We start from the raw sequence: 15975 nt of genomic DNA on the forward strand, positions 1-15975 counted from the left end.
CAAAATGCAGCTTTGCTTATTACTTACAATGTTAGTGTGGAGTTAGAACCTGTTGTGGGGCTCGGCATTAATGCCGAGCCGGCTGAAGGTGATGCTGTTAAAACAGTTCAGAGTCGACGTTATCGAAATACGCGGTGTTGACTGTGCTGCTGTTGTCACCTGTGTAAAGTGTTAGCTGTGAAGGTACGATACTAGAATCGAGTCCCGTCGTTGCTTGATCAATGTCTGTTGCGATTTCTTGACCATTCATAGTGACTGTGACTAGTCCTGCGTCTGTCCATGTAATAGTGAATGAATGCCACGCATCAAGAGCAATATCGCTCGCAATCTCAACATCATCGCTACCAGCTTCATATTTCAATTTAGTGCCTGACTGATTCAGCTCGAAGTAACGATTTGAGTTGTTTTTGCCATCACCGATGTTGATGTATGTTGACTTGGTGTTGGCTGATGGGAAGTACGCATCCAAAGATACCGAACCTGCAGCCGTCGGTGCAGTAAATTCGCGCATCGCAAATGGTTTAGTCGCCGAGTTACTGTCTGCTAGATACAGAGACTTCTCTTCACTGTTGTCTGGGTCGACCGCAACTTCTGCGGTTGTTGTGCCATCGGCGTCATCTTTGATGTTGGCTGTTGTCCAAGCGCTGCTTGCTGAGCTGATGAGTTCGCCAACCGTATAGGATTCAAAGTCATCGGTAACATCGGTTGGCTCAGACGGCTCAGATGGTTCTGAAGAGTTGCCATCGCCAATGATGGTCGCCTCCGATGTGCTGCTATTGTATGGGTTTCCTGACAGGTTTTGCCCTGCTGCATAGTTGTCGAAATCGTCTTCAAATACGAGAGCTTCGGTACCTGTGTCACTTGAATAGACCGCTAGATTGTCACCGATAAACTCAAAGTTTGTTGTATTACTTGTGTCACCAATCTTCAATGAGATAACGGTAACTGCCGCATCTTCAGTGATTTCGCCAGTAAACTCTTCGCCATTTACCGTAAATTTGAATTCGTCGTTGCCCCATGTCACCTCGATAGCCAGTTTGTCACCATTAGCAAAGGTGCCGCCAGCATCCGTTATTGAACCGCCGCTGACACCGCCAACACCTGCACCGCGATATTGCACTTTTCCTTCGCTGAGAATGACTTCACCATATAGGTTTTTATTGGATGTACCGTTGGTGTAAAGAGAGATGTATGCGTTATCACCCGTACCGTCAGCATCTTGTATTGTGTCTCCATCTTCTTGATAAATAACATCAACAGTCAAACGACCTGATGCAATGCTATCGACAGTGGCGCCTGTAGATGAGTCTAAAAGCTTAAGTCTAAGCTCACCAACATCGTTATCCAAAGCGTCCAAGATTTGAACCGAGTTGTTGTAGCCAGCGCTATCATTAGCTTTGGTTACCGCATCGGCTACGGAGCTAGTTTCTGATTGGTCTGTGCCTGAAAGCTTCCCGTAGTTATCGGTATCAATGGTCAATGCACCATTAGTCACGGAATAACTGCCTGTCGTGACTGTTTCTCCACTTGTATCGTAGTAAGTGAAAGAAAGCGTTTCTTCATCGATATCGTCAGTATAAGTGGTGGTATAAATGGTGTAGGTGCCATGATTGTCATCATCATTGTAATAGTGTTGAGATGTTCCATCAAAAACATACACATTAGGTAAATCTGCGCTTGATTGTGCCGCTACGTCCCCTTCTTCGATGAGCTGCCAATAGTGACCCACCAGTTTTGATGTTGGAGTTGTACCGCCCCCACTATTACCCTCTCCAGTGTTCTCATTAATAACTTCAGGGTTACAACCCATTAGAAGCCCCGTTGAGAGGGTGATCGCTGCTGCAATTTTTGATACTCGCATAATTTAACTCTCTTTCATGTCCCTTTATATTGGATGTCAATATTATTGTATTATAAATAGAGATGTTGCTAGTTGTAACATTTGGTAGCTTGATTGCAGTCACTGAAGTGGAGATAAATTATACGATTTTTGTGACGTAACTGGCGATTATTGATGGTGATATCGATCTTAGTGATTGAATTGTATTGGTATTGGATGGTTGAGAAGGGGGTGAGAACGAAGGGGTATATGTGGAAAAAAGAGCGGCTACTGCTGACTAGGTTTGTTAGACAGCTTTCAAATATACTTCTCTTGATTGTCGATAGGTGATTAGTTTGTAGGACAAAATTGTGACTATAAAGCGTTCTAGTAACGGAACAATGGACATCGATTCTTGCGATAATTTCACCCGCTAGCTTCATCGATATGCAGCTAGCGAGTGATTCAAAGCAGGTTATTTACTTTGCGTTTTCCCACTTCTCGACGATGTTTAACGCTAATGATTCGTCTTGAGTCATCATCGCATAAACATCAGCGTGTTGATCCATGTCGTTAACTATCATTATCTCGCCATTCGTCGTAGCGTAGCGAATTACAAGTGGATTGTCGCCAGCTTGCTGGTCAAATTCAATGCGCAAGTTGCCACTTGGAAGCGTCCAAGTTGTTTTGTATTCTTCACCATCTTCAATGAGGGTTACTTCACCAACTTTTGTTTCTGAGTTGAACACGCCAAAACGGAATTCACCGTAAACCGGCACTGAAGTCGAGTCTTTTGAGTCATCCATCACAATGAACCAAGTCTTGTTTTCAAAGTCTTTTTCTGTGAAGTTTATAGATGTTGTTAGGTCGCTTGTTGTCCATAGCGTCAAATCGCCTTCATCTGGTACAGCAAAAGCTAGTTCAGTTGATGTGTAAATGAAGGCATTGTTCTCTTCTTTGCCATTTTCTGAAGGAATAGAAAGCACATCGCCATTAACACTGTAACTCATGCACTCAGATTGGCTATTTTCTTCTACACATAGGCTATCTTTAGTTAACCAAGCACTAAATACACCTTCCTCTGCTGCCCAATGCTTACTGAAATTAGCAAGGTTCCATGTTGACGTTGGTGAATCCTTATCTTCATTACCTTTGATCAAATAGCTCTGAAGGTTGTTGATTACCTCTACTGCTTTATAATCACCATCTTCATTTTTGACGATATCATAATCTTCGATTTCTTTAATATCACCATTGTGTTGATTGATGATGTCATTAATTTCAGTTGCAGTTTTCTCTAACTCGTCACCTTTAATATTCGCTGATTCTGTCGGTAGTTCTTGCACTAAACTACGGGCAATCGCATGCCCCTTAATTGCATCTTCAGCTTTATCTATATCACCTTTCAGTGAGACATAATCTCCAGAGATTACACTGCTGTCCAGATTGAGTACGGCTGCCAAATCTTCAATTGACATATCGTTAGCATTCGCTAGAGTCGTGAAGGGTGTAACCACGCTAGAGTCAGAACTTGCCGTCATTTCAAAGCTTTGAGTTAGGTATCCGACGCGATCTGCATCTTTGGTGCTACCCGCGATTGAACGGATGATGACCGGGTGATCCTTGTCTGAGGCAGGGATAGTAAATTGGCCATTGGCATTAGTTTTGCCTATTACTTCACCGTCGTCACATACGCCATTTTCATTTCGGTCTACACAAACTTGTGCATTTTCCAAATAACCATCGATAACGGTAATAGTGCGGCCTTGAATAGTTCCGCCTTCATCACTAGAGCCACCACAGCCCGATAATACAATTGCAGATAGAATTGCAGTGCTTAATACTGACTTTTTCACTTGATTTTCTCTTTTATTGAACAACATTAGAATAATTTTTGTGATTCTATTTCAAAAAATAAAAAGTAAAATCATTTATTTACAACTGTTTAGTGATCTAGGTAACAAAAGTAAAAATATTGTTTTATGATTATATTGCTTGAATTTATAAACTCAACAATGACATTGAGATTGATATATTGTCTTCATGGTTTTGTGTGTAAATTATATATTTTTAATTAATGTTAATTTCCAAAAGTTTCTGAGTAACAAGTTGTAAAATATGTCCCAATAATGATTCCTTGTGTCGCATTATAATTGTGAACATGTTCTTGAATTGTTACAAAGCGTAGAAAAGTGCAAAAACAACGGAGTTTTTGACAAGTAATTCTCAAGCACTCAAAATACACTGCCTGCCATTGTAGTAGTTCAGTCGATTTTTCGGCTGAGTAGAGATTGAGGAACACACATGTTTACAGCAACAGATGTGCTAAAAACGGAGTTTGTCGAGCAGCCGCTTGCGAAGCTCTGGTCACTGATCTCTCCACTCTATATGGTGGATGAGTCTCAATGGTTGAAACAGCTTTTACCTCTGGCAACACCGCAAGGTGAGGAAGCCCAGCGGATCCCACAGAACACCACTCAGCTCATTGAAGCCATTCGTGCTGACAAAAATGCGATTCAGATGATTGATGCCTTGCTGCTTGAGTACAGTTTAGATACTCAAGAAGGCATTTTGCTGATGTGTCTTGCGGAAGCCTTGATGCGTATTCCTGATTCTGCGACGGCAGATGCGCTTATCCGCGACAAGCTCAGTGTGGCTGACTGGAAGTCACACCTTAAGAATTCTGACTCTGTGTTTGTCAATGCCTCAACTTGGGGCTTGATGCTGACGGGTAAAGTGGTGGGTCTACCAGATTCACAATCGCAAAGCCCAGCAAAAGCGGTGAACCGTTTAGTAAATAAATTCTCTGAACCTGTGATTCGCAAAGCCATGTATCAGGCAATGAAGGTCATGGGGCATCAGTTTGTATTAGGCCGTAACATTGGTGAAGCTCAAAAGAACGGTAAGAAAATGCGTGACCGTGGCTTTACCTATTCGTTTGATATGTTGGGTGAAGCAGCGCTAACCAAAGCTGATGGCGATAAGTACTTCAAAGATTACCTAATGGCAATTGAGGCGGTTGGTAGTGATCAATATGGTTTAGATACCAGTCCTGCGCCATCGGTTTCTATTAAGCTTTCTGCTTTGCATCCTCGTTATGAAGTCGCGAACGAAGAACGCGTACTGACTGAGTTATGCGAGACGCTGACTCAGCTACTGACTCGCGCTCGTGAACTCAATGTTGCCATTACTATTGATGCGGAAGAAGCTGACCGTCTTGAGCTTTCTCTCAAGCTTTTTGAAAAGGTTTACCGCAGCGATGTTGCGAAAGGTTGGGGTAAGTTTGGTCTGGTAATTCAGGCGTATTCTAAACGTGCACTGCCTGTGTTGGTTTGGGTCAATGCAATGGCGAAACAACAGGGCGATTTGATCCCGCTTCGTCTTGTGAAAGGCGCTTATTGGGACAGTGAGATCAAGTGGTCTCAGCAAGCGGGTTACGATAACTACCCTGTCTATACGCGTAAAGAAGCGACTGACGTGGCATACCTAGCCTGTGCTCGCTTCCTACTGAGTGACAATGTACGTGGAAACATCTTCCCGCAGTTTGCTAGCCACAATGCGCACACGGTGACTGCGATTGCGACTATGGCGCAGCACACCGATTACGAATTCCAACGCCTGCATGGTATGGGTGATTCCCTGTATGACCATGTGATGGATACCTATAAGCAACCGGTTCGAATCTATGCACCGGTGGGTAGCCACAAAGATCTGTTGCCATATTTGGTACGCCGACTGCTAGAGAATGGCGCGAATAGCAGCTTTGTACATCGTTTGGTGGATGCTCGTTGCCCTGTTGAGAGTCTGACGGTTCACCCTGTCGATGCACTCAACGCTAACGACACCCTGCATAACGACAATATTGAACTGCCACCGTCTATCTTTAGCGATCGCAAAAACTCGATTGGCGTTAACGTTGATATCGAGAGCGAAGTGAAAGAGTACGAACACAAAGTGGACGTATTTCGTAGCAAGCAGTGGCTGGGTGCGCCAATCATCAATGGACAGTCCCAATACGAAAGCATGATCAAAGCAGGCGCTGCGATAGATACGATTACTGCACCTTATGATCGTCGAATCGTCGTTGGTCAGGTCGCTATGGCGAACCTTGATCATGTTTCCGAAGCTATCAAGGTTGCTGAGGAAGGATTCGTATCTTGGTCAACGCTTCCTTATGCCGAACGTAGTCAGTGCTTACTAAACCTGGCAGACAAGCTAGAAGATAACCTGCATGAGCTGGTGGCAATTTGTCATCAAGAGGCTGGAAAAACTATTCACGATAGTATTGATGAAGTGCGCGAAGCGGTCGATTTCTGTCGTTACTATGCAAAACAACCACACATCTTCAAGACACAATCGGTACTGGGTTTCGATGGTCAGTCTAAGTCGATGACTCGCGGTGGGCGCGGTGTGTTTGTCTGTATTAGCCCATGGAACTTCCCACTGGCGATTTTCCTTGGTCAAGTGACCGCAGCTTTGGTTGCTGGTAATACCGTAGTTGCTAAACCAGCAGAACAAACTTCTCTAATTGCTGTACGTGCGGTTGAGCTGATGCTTGAAGCAGGTTTCCCTGCAAGCGCTATTCAGCTCATTACTGGTCGTGGTGCGGATGTGGGTCATGCTCTAACCTCTCACAGCGCGATTGCAGGTGTTGCTTTTACCGGCTCGACACCAACAGCGCAGCGCATCAATAGCACCTTGGCCGCACGCCAAGTGGCACCCGTGCCATTTATCGCTGAAACCGGCGGTCAAAATGCAATGATTGTGGACTCTACTGCTCTCCCTGAGCAGGTGGTGCGTGATGTGGTTCGCTCAGCGTTTGCGTCGGCGGGTCAGCGCTGTAGTGCTCTGCGCGTATTGTACATTCAAGAAGATATCGCCGAGCGCGTGATTAATCTGATTCAAGGTGCAATGGATGAGCTAAAAGTTGGCTTGCCATACCTGCATTCGACCGATGTTGGCCCTGTGATTGATGCCAACGCGAAGCAAAAGCTTCTTGCTCATATTGAAGCTATGACTAAACAAGGCAAGAAAGTGGCCCAGCTATCTCTTGATGATGAATGTGCTGAGGGCGATTTTGTACCGCCATGTGCGTTTGAAATCTCTGATATCTCGGTACTGACTGAAGAGCACTTTGGTCCAATTTTGCACATAGTGCGCTTTAAAGCGTCTGAACTGCCGAAAGTTGTCGACAGTATTAATGCGACAGGCTTTGGCCTAACTCTTGGCGTACATAGCCGCAATGAGTCTACTTACGAATGGATTGAGAAACACGTTCGTGTTGGTAACTGCTACATCAACCGTGACCAAGTCGGTGCCGTAGTCGGTGTTCAACCGTTTGGTGGACAAGGGCTGTCGGGCACAGGTCCAAAAGCAGGTGGCCCTCACTATCTGTATCGTTTTACTGATGTCGTTAACGACACCGCTTCCATTTCAAAGTAAGGAGAAAGAGTCATGGTTAATAACGCAACAATTTTCTCTGATGTTTTGAGTGCATGGGAGAGCTGGAATATCACCGATTTTGCTGAGCAACGTGAGTGCTTACTTTCTGTTCAGCGCAACATGGCAGAGCTAAATGCGACGCTGGCAAGCGTGATGGCGTTTCACGTTCAACAAGCCAATATCCTGCTGGCTAACCCGCATGTGATGCCAGGACCAACAGGTGAAACCAATGAGCTTTACGCGGCAGGTCGTGGTGTGGCCTTGGTCGTGCTTGAGAGCATCGAAGCGCAAGCAAAAATAGCGGCGGTTGCTCAGATAACAGCAGCGCTGATTGCTGGCAATGGCGTCATTGTTTGCTCTGGTAATGAGAAGTTTAATCAAATTTTAATTTCGGCAGTCGAGCGTTCTCAATTGCCGTCTAACCTAGTCCAGATTGTCGCTTTAGAAGAAGCCACTACCTTCATCGACTTCGATGTTCGTGTCGTCGGTCTTGTAGGCTCTGAAGAAACACAATGGCAGGTTAACCATCAACTGGCTAATCGCGATGGAGCGATAGGTCTTTTGGTATCTGAAACGGATCTGGCGTCACTTCCAACGTCGCACGATCCGAATCTAGTGTTGAGGTTCATAACGGAAAGAACAAGAACCATCAACATCACAGCAGTGGGGGGCAACGCTACTTTGCTTGAACTTGGTAGCTAGTGGCTAAGGTCTTCGACCCGCTCCACGCCGCCCTACCAGCCTCCAGCACTAAGCATGTTGGAGGCTGAATTCTAGGATGAGGAAATAATAATGATTCAAAATAGCTTCGCTATTACGACAACTTTTATCGCTTACTTGGCGATGATGCTTGCTATCGGCGTGATCGCTTATAAGCGCACGGCGAGTTCAAGCGACTACTTTCTTGGTGGACGCTCTTTAGGCCCTTGGCCTGCGGCGCTATCTGCTGGTGCATCAGACATGAGTGGATGGCTGCTACTTGGTTTGCCGGGCTACGCCTATGCAGCGGGTATTGAGGCATTTTGGTTAGCGGGTGGCCTATTGGTGGGTACTTGGCTTAACTGGCTTATCTGCGCGAAACGACTACGTACTTACAGTATTACGACTGACGCTCTGACTCTTCCTGAATACTTATCTCGTCGTTTTAACGACAACTCTAAGGTTATTCAGGTTGTATCTGCGTTCTTCATTTTGCTTTTCTTCCTTTTCTATACCAGTTCTGGTCTAGTGGCAGGCGGTAAACTGTTTGAAACGGTATTTGGTTTGGACTACACCATCGCAGTTATCATCGGTACTGTGTGTGTTGTGTCTTACACGCTATTTGGTGGCTTCCTTGCGGTATCTTGGACTGACTTAGTTCAAGGCCTACTAATGGCAGCAGCGCTAATGATTGTACCGGTGATCGGTATGCAAGGTGGTCTTGGTCAGCTAACGGCAGACCTCAAAGCGATTAACCCTGAACTGCTGACACTTTGGAATGACGCGAAAGGTCAGCCTTTGTCTGCAGTTGCCATCATTTCATTGGTCGCATGGGGCTTAGGTTACTTTGGCCAGCCACACATTTTGGCGCGTTTTAAAGCATCACGTAGCAACAAAGATCTAACGACGGCGCGCCGCATTGCGGTCATTTGGTCTGGCCTTTCTATGATTGGTGCATTGCTAGTGGGCGTGGTTGGTCTTGTATACATCACTAATACCGGCGGTGACGTTCTAGCAGATGGTGAGAAGATCTTCATGCTGCTTGTGAACGCGCTATTCCATCCTGTGATTGCGGGTATCTTGCTTGCGGCAATTTTAGCAGCAATCATGAGTACGGCGGATTCACAGCTATTGGTGTCATCTTCAGCATTGGCAGAAGATTTCTACAAGCAAGTCATCAACAAAGATGCGACTTCTGAGCAAGTTGTGATGGTTGGTCGTGTTGGTGTTGTTTTGCTATCTGTTATCGCGCTGGTGCTTGCCATGACGCCAGACAGTTCGGTGCTTGGTCTAGTCTCTTACGCTTGGGCAGGCTTTGGTGCGGCGTTTGGTCCTGCAATCCTACTTAGCCTTTACTGGGCAGGTATGAACCGTAATGGTGCTATCGCAGGTATCATCGTTGGTGGTGTGACCATCGTTGTATGGAAGCAGCTTTCTGGCGGTATCTTTGATATCTACGAAATCGTCCCTGGATTCATTCTATCTTGGATTTCAATCATGGTAGTGAGCTCAATGACGGGCGGCCCTGATAAAGCGGTTCAGGCGCAACATGCGACGTTTGAGAAGAACTTGGTTGAGTTAGACTAAGTTAGCTTCAACATCGATGTTATTACGATAGCCCCGACTAAGTCGGGGCTATTTTTATCCATACCTTTATCAAGTTTCAACCGAGAGTTTTAGAAGCAATACGCCACACCCACTTCAAATTTATGATCATTATCGTTAGGTAAGGCGATGCCTTGTGAGTTCGATTTCATCTCCATATTTGACCTAGTATAGGTGTGTGAAGCTTTACCCACCACAAGCCATATTTGGAAATCGGCTGGCCGTAGTTTTCACCTGCAAGACATCGCCATCTTCCCAAAATAGCTTTCGATTCGCCTCTGCTGAGGCACTCAGATAATTTTGGAAACACGGTAATCTAGGGTTCGAATTGTGAGCAATTCGAACGAAATTAGAAATGGATAGAGAGGCTAGTGAGTCACCTATTAGCGGAGCAGCGCATCAACGTTAGCACGAATGAGTTCAAATCGTTTCAGTCCTTGAAGAGTTCGATTTGGCGACAGAGCTGTTAGATTGCGGATAATCGCATTGCTAACGACTAGTGATGGACTGACCGATTTTGTCCCCTTAGTCTCTCCACGATAGATCCGTATCAAATACACATCATCTGGGACAACCATAGAACTCAGATCGCTGATGCCAATAATTTGCATGTCCAGACTCCTTCCGAGGGAGATAAGGCGCTTGGTGTTGTCACTGAGCTCGTTGTTGAAAATTAAGATAAGCACATCATTTTTCTCAGAAAGGGAAAAACGCTCCGCGAGCTTTGATCGACTCATTGATACCTCTTTGGCATCAATACCGGATCGCATCAGTCGCCTCGTAAAGTGCTCTGCAAACCCCTCGGTATTGTCTTGTCCGTTTACGTAGACTCGTTTGGCATTGAGGATCAGATGACACACCTGATCCAGTTGTTGCTGGGTGAGTGTGCTGGTGATTAACTTTAGGTGTTCAATTTCTTGGGCGATAGTGGCGTGTAGAACATTGCCAATCATCTGATTGTTAGTGTGTAGATGCCTTTCTCTCGCATCTTCAAAAGATTGAGTGGTCTTAATTAAATAGCGCTTAAGCTCAGGATGACCTTTGAATCCGAGTTTTTGCGCCAGTCGAACCAAAGTGGATGGGTGAACCTTTATTTCCCGGGCAACGTCTTTGCCTGAGAGACCTATGTGTTCGGGGCTTTTTAGGTAAAAGTCGACAGCCCGAAGCTCTTTTTTGGTTAGTTGAGAGCCCTCATCTACAAGGAGTTGCTCAAATAACGCACGTAATTTTGATTGAAATGTCAGTGTCTTAGAATTCATTTGGAAAGAGATTGGCTCCGAAACATAGAGTTATCGTAGCGAGAGACTGTGACTGTTTGGTTTCAAATTGCAGGTTAATTGCGTGTGCAATGAAAGTTGCGGATTACTAACAGTTTTAATATCAATTGGTTATACCTGTTTTGCAACAATTGCAAACCAAGATTCAAGCAATTGGCTGATAAATGTAACTTAAGTGTCAACTAATCAACTTAGCATTCATGGCAGTTCTTCAACGATATGGAATTTGAAATGAAACTGCGTCTTTCTTCTCTAGCTCTTTCACTTGTGGCTGCGAGTGCGGTTGCACAACCGGTTCAGGTCGAGCTTTGGCATAACCAGACTGGTGATGCGGAAGCGGTGTTACAAACAATCATCGATAACTTCAACAGCGCGCACTCTGATGTAGAAGTGAGTGCCACCTACAATGGTAACTACGCCGATATCATTACCAAGTTGCAAGCCTCAATCCCTGCTCGTCGCAATCCAGATATGGCGGTGCTAGAGGTTACTCAGTACGGCGTATTTGCTGAAGCAAAAGTACTGACTGATCTGAACGGCTACTATCGAGCCAATGGCGAGTTTACTGAAGAGTTACAGCCTTTTGCTCTAGAAATTGGCAATTACAAAGGCGGCAACTATGTCATGCCGTTTAACTCTTCTACACCACTCATGTATGTGAACAAGGCATTGTTAGAGAGAGCGGGAATCACTGACGTACCGGAGATGACCAACTTTGACCAGATCCTTGAAGTCGCGAAAACAGTTCAGTCTAAACTTGGTAACAGCAATGTTTATGGAATCAACACACCGAGCCAGTTCACTCGTTTTGCGTTAGTGATGCAAAATGGTGGTGATTGGGTTAATCCAGTCACTAATGAATCTGGCTTTGATCAACAGGCCACAATAGACGCGTTTCAATGGATGGGCGATCTCTACCACAAACATCATGTCGCTTCTGCAGAGAGCGTGACCGATGAAAAGATGGTGAAGCAGCACTTCAGCTCAGGTCGTGTGGCTATTCACTTTGATAGTACCGGTAACCTTGGCGACTACAAGCGCGCGCTAGGAGAGGATCTCGTGGTATTGCCAATGCCATGTACGGTGGAATGTCGTGTGCCTATCGGCGGTGCCGGTGTCGGTATGATGGCGAACATTGGCGAAGAAAAGCAGCAAGCCTCATGGCAGTTTATGCAGTACTTGGCATCCCAAAATCAAAGTGCTAAGTGGTTCCAACATACGGGTTATATGCCTGTGAACAAGACTGCACTTGAGGTTGAATCTTCGAAGTCTCTGATAGAGGAACACCCTGAGTTTGGTGCTGCAATGGATCAATTGCCAGTGGCGCAAGGGCGTGCTCGTCCGCCAGCAATGGCTTGGATACGCTCTCAGGAAAGAGGGATCTGGGAGTCGATTGCGCTTGGTCAAAAGAGCGCTGATGAAGCCCTCAAAACATTTGATAAACGCGTCAAATCGCGCCTTTAAGCGTTCTTTTTAGGCAGGCTGCCGCCTGCCTTCCTACTTTATTTTATGAATCATTAAAATGAAAAAGTTAGCACCTTATCTGTTTGTGCTGCCTTGCATATTGCTCATAGGCATTTTTACCTATTGGCCCATTGTTTCTTCGTTTTTCTACAGCTTTCATAGCTGGAACTTTCTTAGTAACGATATGCCTTTTGTGGGATTGGAAAACTATCGCAATCTGCTTGGTGGGGAAGAATTTCGAAACTCATTAATCATTACGATTGTGTTCGTGGTTGTATCAGTACCGATAAGACTCGGTCTTGCGCTGTTACTGGCGAACTTCCTTGTCAACGAGACCAAACTCATCCGTTTTTTACGAGGTGCGTACTTCTTACCTTCAGTGACCTCGACGGTCGCGATCTCTGTTATTTGGAGTTGGATATTTGCGACAGATTTTGGTCTGGTCAATAGCCTACTAGCCATATTGGGTGTTGATAAGGTGACTTGGCTTCAGTCTCCCATGCTTGCTCTTTGGGTCATTATCATCGTGAACACGTGGAAGCAACTCGGTTATGACATGGTGATATACGTCGCTGGATTGCAGTCTATCCCAAAGGAGCTCTACGAAGCGTCTCAAGTCGATGGCGGTAAAAAGTTTCATGTGTTCCGCAGAGTGACTTTTCCGCTAGTCATGCCAACCACCTATTTCTTGCTGATTATTTCAGTAGTTGAGTCATTCCAGATCTTTACCATTGTAAATGTGATGACCAATGGTGGTCCAGCGTTCGCGACCCATATGTTGGTGAACTTACTCTACCGTACTGGATTTGTGTTGTTCGATATTGGTGAAGGCTCGGCACTCGCCGTCATTCTGTTCATCATTCTTTTGGTTTTGGCCGTCGTAAAGTCCAAATTAATTGGCAAGAAGGTGCACTATGAAGGCAGCTAATCTCACTCTCATTGAACCGAAGAAAACACATTGGTCGTTATCTAATGTTGTGCTCATCGCACTGGCGTTGATGTTTCTTTTTCCAATCGGTTATGGCGTGTTTTTATCACTCATACCCTTTGATGCATACAGCGCTGGTGAGTTTCGATTCTCACTGGAAAATTACGCGATTGCGTTTAGCGATATGAACTTTCCATTGTATTTGTTCAATACCGCTGTGGTCTCGATAGCCGTGACGGTACTGAGTTTAGTGGTATCGGTATGCGCTGCTTATGCTTTTAGCCGTATTGAATTCAAGGGAAGGGAGTTTTTGTTCTGGCTAGTGGTTGCAACACTCATGGTGCCGGGTCATATAAGCTTGATTCCGAACTACTTAAACATGGCGAAAGTGGGGCTGTTGGACAGCTATTGGACGTTGATCCTTCCTTCTATTGCGAGTGGGTTTGTCACCTTCTTTTTGCGTCAGTACTTCAAGAATATACCCAAAGCAATGGACGAAGCGGCTTGGGTGGATGGCGCTAGTCATTTGCAGGTGTTGTGGAAGGTGATTGTCCCACTGTCGAGACCTGCTATTGCAGCGATGGCGCTGTTCACGTTCCTTGGAGAGTGGAACTCATACATTTGGCCACTTATCGCCACCGACAGTGAGGAAGTCAGAACGCTTCAGATCGCGCTATCGCGTCTTTATGCTGCCGCCGCTGATGATGGCATTGTTAACTGGCCGCTGGTGATGGCAGGGGCGACATTAACCATGCTGCCAACCTTACTGTGCTTCAAACTTGTGGAAAAACACCTTGTCCGTGGCATCGCCATGGGAGCGTTAAAATAAGACTTTTTACTATGACAAAATCATTCATTGCGTCTCACCGAGGCGGTACATTGCTTTGGGGTGAAAACACCCGCGTAGCATTCGAGAAAACACTAACCTTGCCGGTTGAACTTGTTGAGTTCGATGTTCACCCCACAAAGGATGGTGTGTTAGTCGTTCATCATGATGCCACCCTTGACCGAACCACCGACATGACAGGTGCCATAAGCGAAAAAACGTGGCAGGAAGTGTCTCAGGCTCGAGTTAATCACTCTGGTGGCGAGCGTATGCTGACACTAACAGAGCTGTGTGAGATGTACCGAGAAAGTGACATCAAGCTAAGGCTCGAAATCAAGGGCGATGTTGAGAAGTCACCCTATCCGGGACTCGTCGACAAGGTGCTGTCGGTGCTTGAAGAAACAAACATGACCGACAAGTGCATCATTTCTTCATTTAACTGTGAAACACTGCAAGAGCTGGCTAAAAAACGACCGCCCATGTTCACCATATGGCTCGTTGCAAGAAATCTACCGAATCTTTTAGGAGCAGAGAGAGTGGCAACGCTGGCAAAAGACATGAGCGTCAATGAAGTGTCAGTACACGTCAGTCAGCTAAAAACAGAGACTCAATGTGCGGTCAAGGCGATGGGCATGGAGTATGGATGCTATGGCGCACACTGTGCAGAGACAATTACAAAAGCGCTTAATTACGGCGTTTATGCGTTTACCACGGACCGTCCAGATCTAGCTTTGAGACTGCGAGACCAACTTCCAAGAGGGGCTTCAAAATGACATCGATTACGCTACAGAACATAGATAAAGTCTACTCTGAGGGCAACCAAGTCATTCACGATGTGAACATGGATATCAAGAGCGGAGAGTTCATTGTCATTGTTGGCCCTTCGGGTTGTGGTAAGTCGACCTTGCTGCGCATGATCGCCGGTTTAGAGCACATTTCCGCAGGTGACTTAGTGATTAACGGCCAAAGGATGAATTCGGTACAGCCTCAGGATCGAGACCTTGCCTTCGTATTTCAAAACTATGCGCTCTATCCGCATTTGACAGTGCGTGACAACATTGCCTTTAGTCTTGAGCTCAGAGGGGTCGACAAAGCCACTAGGCATAGTAAGGCTGGTGAAGTCGCAAAAACGCTTAGGCTGTCAGAACATCTAGATAAAAAGCCGGGACAGCTTTCTGGTGGTCAGCGTCAACGCGTCGCAATGGGGCGAGCTATTGCTAGAGATGCTGGGATTTACCTAATGGATGAGCCCTTGTCTAATCTAGATGCAGAACTTAGAAACTCCATGCGAGCTCAGATAAAGCAGCTCCACCGCAAGCTCAGAAACACAACTGTTTACGTCACACATGATCAGATTGAGGCGCTAACATTGGCAGATAAGATTGCGGTGATGAAAGATGGCGTTTTGCAACAGTTTGCAAGCCCTGAAGAGATCTATGATGATCCTGCCAACGTATTTGTCGCATCGTTTATCGGTAACCCACCCACCAACATTTTGCCACTTGAGGTTGATGGCACAGTCGGTAAGTTGATGAATGGGGAAACATCTTGGACACTGCTGGACTCTAGCATGACCTCAGGAGAGTATTTACTGGGGATCAGACCTGACAAAATGTCGGTTCTAGAAGCAAGCAAACAAGCGGAAGTGTGCTGGCAAGCGAGTGTAGAGCTAGTCGAGACAACAGGTGGCTCACGCATCATTCACTGCCTGACGAACCAGCAAAAATTCTTACTGAGTGTCGACCGAAGTTTCAGAATAGAAGAAGGCCAAGTCATCGACGTTGGTTTTAATTTTAGTGATGCTTTTTTGTTTGATGTTGATAGTAAAAAACGCGTCTATCTAGATGAAAAAGTTGCAATGAAAGTCGCTTAAGAGAGACCAGAATAACGAGTGCTTATTTTGATACTCGTTATT

At 45.6% G+C, this 15975-nt stretch carries 11 protein-coding genes; 8 read left to right on the plus strand and 3 right to left on the minus strand.

Annotation, left to right across the window (positions count from 1 at the left end; all coding sequences use genetic code 11):
* Window positions 1–97 precede the first annotated feature (97 nt).
* Window positions 98–1861, minus strand: a complete 1764-nt coding sequence (locus PG915_RS19545) for a hypothetical protein (RefSeq protein ID WP_353500066.1) — start codon at window positions 1859–1861, stop codon at window positions 98–100.
* A gap of 437 nt (window positions 1862–2298) precedes the next feature.
* The gene (locus tag PG915_RS19550; protein WP_353500067.1) at window positions 2299–3675 is read right to left on the minus strand and encodes a hypothetical protein; all 1377 of its coding nucleotides are present in this window, start codon (window positions 3673–3675) and stop codon (window positions 2299–2301) included.
* 448 nt (window positions 3676–4123) lie between these two features.
* On the opposite strand from PG915_RS19550, the gene putA reads away from it, so the two are divergent.
* The 3 genes from putA (at window position 4124) to putP (ending at window position 9547) form a co-directional block, all read left to right on the plus strand.
* Window positions 4124–7261, plus strand: a complete 3138-nt coding sequence (gene putA, locus PG915_RS19555; RefSeq protein ID WP_353500068.1) for a bifunctional proline dehydrogenase/L-glutamate gamma-semialdehyde dehydrogenase PutA — start codon at window positions 4124–4126, stop codon at window positions 7259–7261.
* 12 nt (window positions 7262–7273) lie between these two features.
* Entirely contained in the window at window positions 7274–7963 is a 690-nt protein-coding gene (locus PG915_RS19560; RefSeq protein WP_353500069.1) for a 1-pyrroline-5-carboxylate dehydrogenase, read from the plus strand.
* A 90-nt stretch (window positions 7964–8053) separates the two neighbouring features.
* A complete protein-coding gene (gene putP / locus PG915_RS19565) occupies window positions 8054–9547 on the plus strand; it encodes a sodium/proline symporter PutP (protein WP_353500070.1) in 1494 nt (497 codons plus the stop codon).
* 401 nt (window positions 9548–9948) lie between these two features.
* Here the strand turns inward: putP and PG915_RS19570 are convergent, their stop codons facing one another.
* On the minus strand, window positions 9949–10824 hold the full coding sequence (locus PG915_RS19570) for a MurR/RpiR family transcriptional regulator (RefSeq protein WP_353500071.1): 876 nt from the start codon (window positions 10822–10824) through the stop codon (window positions 9949–9951).
* A 249-nt stretch (window positions 10825–11073) separates the two neighbouring features.
* Between PG915_RS19570 and PG915_RS19575 the strand changes: the two genes are divergently transcribed.
* The 5 genes from PG915_RS19575 to PG915_RS19595 are packed head-to-tail and all read left to right on the plus strand — an operon-like array spanning window position 11074 to window position 15933.
* Entirely contained in the window at window positions 11074–12306 is a 1233-nt protein-coding gene (locus tag PG915_RS19575; protein ID WP_353500072.1) for an ABC transporter substrate-binding protein, read from the plus strand.
* Between the two features lie 58 nt (window positions 12307–12364).
* Complete coding sequence (locus PG915_RS19580) at window positions 12365–13234, plus strand: carbohydrate ABC transporter permease (protein ID WP_353500073.1); 870 nt, start codon at window positions 12365–12367, stop codon at window positions 13232–13234.
* Window positions 13221–14063 carry a carbohydrate ABC transporter permease gene (locus PG915_RS19585; RefSeq protein ID WP_353500074.1) on the plus strand — a complete coding sequence of 281 codons (843 nt, stop codon included), beginning with the start codon at window positions 13221–13223 and terminating at the stop codon, window positions 14061–14063. Before PG915_RS19580 ends, PG915_RS19585 begins: the two co-directional genes overlap by 14 nt.
* Before the next feature lie 11 nt (window positions 14064–14074).
* Window positions 14075–14833, plus strand: coding sequence for a glycerophosphodiester phosphodiesterase (locus tag PG915_RS19590; RefSeq protein ID WP_353500075.1), 759 nt, complete (start codon window positions 14075–14077; stop codon window positions 14831–14833).
* Window positions 14830–15933 (plus strand): ABC transporter ATP-binding protein, encoded by a 1104-nt coding sequence (locus PG915_RS19595; protein WP_353500076.1) that lies wholly within the window; start codon window positions 14830–14832, stop codon window positions 15931–15933. Before PG915_RS19590 ends, PG915_RS19595 begins: the two co-directional genes overlap by 4 nt.
* Window positions 15934–15975 lie beyond the last annotated feature (42 nt).

Origin of the sequence: Vibrio sp. CB1-14, from assembly GCF_040412085.2 — a bacterium.
Taxonomy (GTDB): Bacteria; Pseudomonadota; Gammaproteobacteria; order Enterobacterales; family Vibrionaceae; genus Vibrio; species Vibrio chaetopteri.